Source organism: uncultured Nostoc sp. (assembly GCF_964245575.1).
GTDB lineage: Bacteria > Cyanobacteriota > Cyanobacteriia > Cyanobacteriales > Nostocaceae > Nostoc.
The window spans coordinates 3,215-7,023 of the sequence record NZ_CAXTNP010000353.1; the positions used below are offsets into that span (position 1 = coordinate 3,215).

At 41.1% G+C, this 3,809-nt stretch carries 5 protein-coding genes and 1 pseudogene; 5 read left to right on the forward strand and 1 reads right to left on the reverse strand.

Features of this window, described 5'->3' with window-relative positions:
* Positions 1–88: 88 nt before the first annotated feature.
* From ACFFAP_RS34035 to ACFFAP_RS34050, 4 genes and pseudogenes are all read left to right on the forward strand, one after another.
* Positions 89–1,096, forward strand: a complete 1,008-nt coding sequence (locus ACFFAP_RS34035; protein ID WP_375515354.1) for an SPFH domain-containing protein — start codon at positions 89–91, stop codon at positions 1,094–1,096.
* A gap of 109 nt (positions 1,097–1,205) precedes the next feature.
* Positions 1,206–1,815 (forward strand): annotated as a pseudogene (locus tag ACFFAP_RS34040) (NTPase (NACHT family)); the annotation flags it as partial.
* Positions 1,754–2,008, forward strand: coding sequence for a DUF5615 family PIN-like protein (locus ACFFAP_RS34045; protein WP_375515355.1), 255 nt, complete (start codon positions 1,754–1,756; stop codon positions 2,006–2,008). The pseudogene ACFFAP_RS34040 and the gene ACFFAP_RS34045, both read left to right, overlap by 62 nt.
* A gap of 220 nt (positions 2,009–2,228) precedes the next feature.
* Positions 2,229–2,798 (forward strand): Uma2 family endonuclease, encoded by a 570-nt coding sequence (locus ACFFAP_RS34050; protein ID WP_375515352.1) that lies wholly within the window; start codon positions 2,229–2,231, stop codon positions 2,796–2,798.
* Between the two features lie 109 nt (positions 2,799–2,907).
* On the opposite strand, the gene ACFFAP_RS34055 is transcribed toward ACFFAP_RS34050, so the two are convergent.
* Positions 2,908–3,312: a Fur family transcriptional regulator gene (locus ACFFAP_RS34055; RefSeq protein ID WP_375515353.1), complete on the reverse strand. Its 405-nt coding sequence runs from the start codon at positions 3,310–3,312 to the stop codon at positions 2,908–2,910.
* Between the two features lie 144 nt (positions 3,313–3,456).
* Between ACFFAP_RS34055 and purS the strand changes: the two genes are divergently transcribed.
* Positions 3,457–3,735, forward strand: coding sequence for a phosphoribosylformylglycinamidine synthase subunit PurS (gene purS / locus ACFFAP_RS34060; RefSeq protein WP_100897184.1), 279 nt, complete (start codon positions 3,457–3,459; stop codon positions 3,733–3,735).
* The last annotated feature ends 74 nt before the right edge of the window (positions 3,736–3,809 follow it).

A 3,809-nucleotide genomic window follows, 5' to 3' on the forward strand; every position in this document is an offset into this window, starting at 1 on the left:
CTCTACTCCTAACTCCTGTACAGACGCGATAAATCGCGTCTCTACTCCTAACTCCCCACTCCCTTTATTAAAAATCAGGAGATTCACAATGGAACAGTTCTTTTTACTAGTATTTTTAGCCCTTGGTGGTTCTGCTGTAGCAGGTTCTGTGAAAGTTGTCAATCAGGGCAATGAAGCTTTGGTGGAAAGATTGGGTAGTTATAACAAAAAGTTGGAACCAGGACTAAACTTTGTCATTCCTTTCGTAGATAGAGTTGTCTACCAAGAAACTATCCGAGAAAAAGTCTTAGATATTCCTCCCCAACAGTGCATTACCCGTGACAACGTTGGCATTGAGGTAGATGCAGTATTTTATTGGCGCATCGTGGATATGGAAAAAGCCTGGTATAAGGTAGAAAATCTCCAGTCGGCAATGGTAAACATGGTGCTGACTCAAATTCGCGCCGAAATGGGGCAACTAGAGTTAGATCAAACCTTTACTGCTCGTTCGCACATTAGTGAACTTTTATTACAGGATTTGGATGTTGCTACCGATCCTTGGGGTGTGAAAGTGACACGGGTAGAATTGCGAGATATTATTCCGTCTCAGGCGGTGCGAGAATCAATGGAATTGCAAATGTCGGCAGAACGACGCAAACGGGCAGCAATTTTAACTTCTGAAGGCGATCGCGAAGCTGCTGTCAATAGCGCCAGAGGTAAAGCTGAGGCACAAATATTGGATGCCGAAGCTCGTCAAAAATCGGTAATTTTGCAGGCTGAAGCTGAACAAAAGGCGATCGTTCTGAAAGCTCAAGCGGAACGTCAGCAGCAGGTTTTGAAAGCCCAGGCGATCGCAGAGTCATCAGAAATTATTGCCCAAAAGCTCCACAATAACCCCAATGCCAATAAAGCAGTTGAAGTTTTGTTTGCCTTGGGTTATCTCGATATGGGCGCGACAATTGGTAAAAGCGATAGCAGCAAGGTGATTTTTATAGATCCGCGTTCCATTCCTGCTGCTTTAGAGAGCATACGTTCTGTCGTTTCAGATGGTCAGGTTAACTCTAACGAATTGTTTTCTAAACAAATCCCAGGATTAGAAAAAAACCGCCCTAGTTAAGAATGGGGACAAGGGGACAAGTTTCTTCCTTGTCTCTTCCTCTCTTTCCAATGACTAATGATGATAATTAACCCAGAACAGATATTCAACGCTATTATTGCGATCGCACGAGCAAATTCGACTGGTATTGTCGCACCAAACGGAAGCTGCAACGGTTGAACAAGTAATGGTAAATCCGCAATTATTGGATTTAGCTCGTCTAGTGATGACTGAGTTAATTTTGAAAGCTTTGCCAGATATTGAGGCGGGTAAACCTGTGGATATGTCGCGGGTTTACTTGTACACGGTGCGGCGGAAAATGGAACGGGATATTAAGAGCGATCGCACGTTTACTTCTTTGGCAGAAAAGCTATACTTTTTGTGCGAACTTTCTTGGGAAATGCTGTCTACTGACCAAATGAGCCTCAATTATCGGCTTTTCCCTGACACACATTCGGCGGTTATTTGGTTCAGTGGTACAGGAAGAGAAGGATTTAGACCATTGGCATTACGACATGATGGGGCAAACAATGCTCATTCGCAATGCTGATGGTGATTATACTCCAGCGCATCGGTCGCTGTTAGAGTTTTTTGTAGCGTATAAATTTGCAGCAGAGTTAGGAGCATTAGCGAATGATTTTACGGAGTTAGCGCCAGTGCGGTTTCAGATAAATCATGATGCTGCACCTGTTGATTATAATTGGTCTACTTATTTCAGTTGCGATATTAGAAAATCGGGCTGTATTAACTATTAATCGTCGTGATTTTTTTAAATTACATAATATTAAACCCAAACATACCGGGATAATTGCCTGCAAATATGATTTAAATTGGAATCGATTAGCAACAAATATTGATGTGGTGATTTCTACGGAATCAACATTAACAGGAAAAGTTATTCGCGTTAATCGATTTTCTTCTAGAACGTTATGAACTTTATGCGATCGCCTGATAATTTCATCTAACCCATTTATAAAATTACAATGGCTAGTGAGGCGAATGCAATGTCTACGATGGTCATAGAGCTTGTCGTACCCCTACGGGCAAGCAAGCTAGCAAGAGCGTCTCCAAGAGTTGTGCGGGCTACACCTAAGCACTAAATAGTCGCATTCTTCCAGTGATAAAATAATCAAGCTTTGATAAGTTGTAAATTATGACCTTATCTATTGAGCCAACTACAGCATTAAATGTAGAAGAGTTTTTAAAACTACCAGAGACAAAGCCAGCAAGTGAGTATTTTAACGGGCAAATTTCCCAAAAACCTATGCCCCAAGGAGAACACAGTACTTTCCAAATTGAATTAGCTTCTGCCATAAATCAAGTTGCAAAACTACAAAAATTAGCTTATGCCTTTCCTGAATTACGCTTTACATTTCAAGGTCGTTCAATAGTACCAGATATTGCTGTATTTGAATGGCAAAGAATTCCCCTTGATGCTAAAGGTAAAATTACAAATAAATTTGAGATTCCCCCAGATTGGATAATCGAAATTCTATCACCGGAACAATCACCCAACCGAGTTATCCGCAAAATTACATTTTCTATTCAAAATGGAGCAAAGCTAGGTTGGTTGCTCGATTCTGCTGATGAGTCAATCATGATTTTTGAACCCAATAAATTACCAGAATTAAAAGAACAGCAAGATATCTTACCCGTTTTGAGTGTTTTGGAAAATTGGCAATTAACAGTTGCAGATGTATTTAGTTGGTTGAGTTTTATTTGAATAAAGCATTTATTACAAGAGAATTCAGAAGCAAAGCCGGAGACTTTGAAAGCTCCAATCATAATTCAAGAGTAAAACACGCTTTATTCCTCTGATAGAATTGGTATGACTATTGACTAATCCCACTAGCTTGATTTACTTGGCATTCGCTGCACAACCCAAAAAACTCTAGGGTGTGGTAAAAAACTTTAAACTTATGGCTGGATTCTAACTGGTCTTCTAGGTCATGAACGGGGCATTGATTAATTGGAATTGAGACGCCGCATTGCAAGCAAGTAAGATGGTGTTTGTCTTGCTGCGCTAGGCTATACAGGGCTTCACCATTAGCCAAGTTCCGCACTTGTACCATGCCTTCGAGTTTTAAGGCTTCTAGGGAGCGGTAAACTGTTGCTAAACCCATGCTCTGATTTGTGTTACGTAGTTCTACGTAAATATCCTGGGCGGAAATGCCTTTTTTGATGGTTTTCAGTAGGTTGAAAATACGCTCTTGACTGCGGGTGCGTATGGCTCTCATAGACAATTATTTAAATATGCCACTGTAGTTGAAGCTGTTAGATGAGCTAATTAATCAATTAACTTTAACCGCTTCGTAATCTTATTTTCACTCAGTTGGAACAGAAAGTTATAGTATAGCGATCGCAGCATTCAGCAAAAGCCCGTGCAAACCAAGTATCTAGCCAAAATTTTCGTGACGCTTCGTCCTTCAGTCTTAGACCCTGCTGGCGTAGCTGTACAATCCGGTCTTAAGCAAATGGGATACGAGAACGTTGACCAGGTGCGGATTGGTAAGTACATTGAACTCACCATTACCTCGTCTGATGAAAAGAAAGCGCGTCAAGACCTTGATCGCATTTGTGACCAAATGCTAGCAAATCCCGTGATTGAAAATTATCGCTTTGATTTGATTGAGGTCGAAACCCAGACTGGGGTATTTTAGGGATTGGGGATTGGGGATTGGGGATTGAGCAAGAATCAATAGTTTTTCTTCTCCCCTGCTTCCCCTGCTTCCCC

Bases quoted from the DNA above. Each gene is read 5' to 3' on its own strand.
- ACFFAP_RS34035 (WP_375515354.1), top strand. From the start codon at position 89: ATGGAACAGTTCTTTTTACTAGTATTTTTAGCCCTTGGTGGTTCTGCT.
- ACFFAP_RS34045 (WP_375515355.1), top strand. From the start codon at position 1,754: ATGCTGCACCTGTTGATTATAATTGGTCTACTTATTTCAGTTGCGATA.
- ACFFAP_RS34050 (WP_375515352.1), top strand. From the start codon at position 2,229: ATGACCTTATCTATTGAGCCAACTACAGCATTAAATGTAGAAGAGTTT.
- ACFFAP_RS34055 (WP_375515353.1), bottom strand. From the start codon at position 3,312: ATGAGAGCCATACGCACCCGCAGTCAAGAGCGTATTTTCAACCTACTG.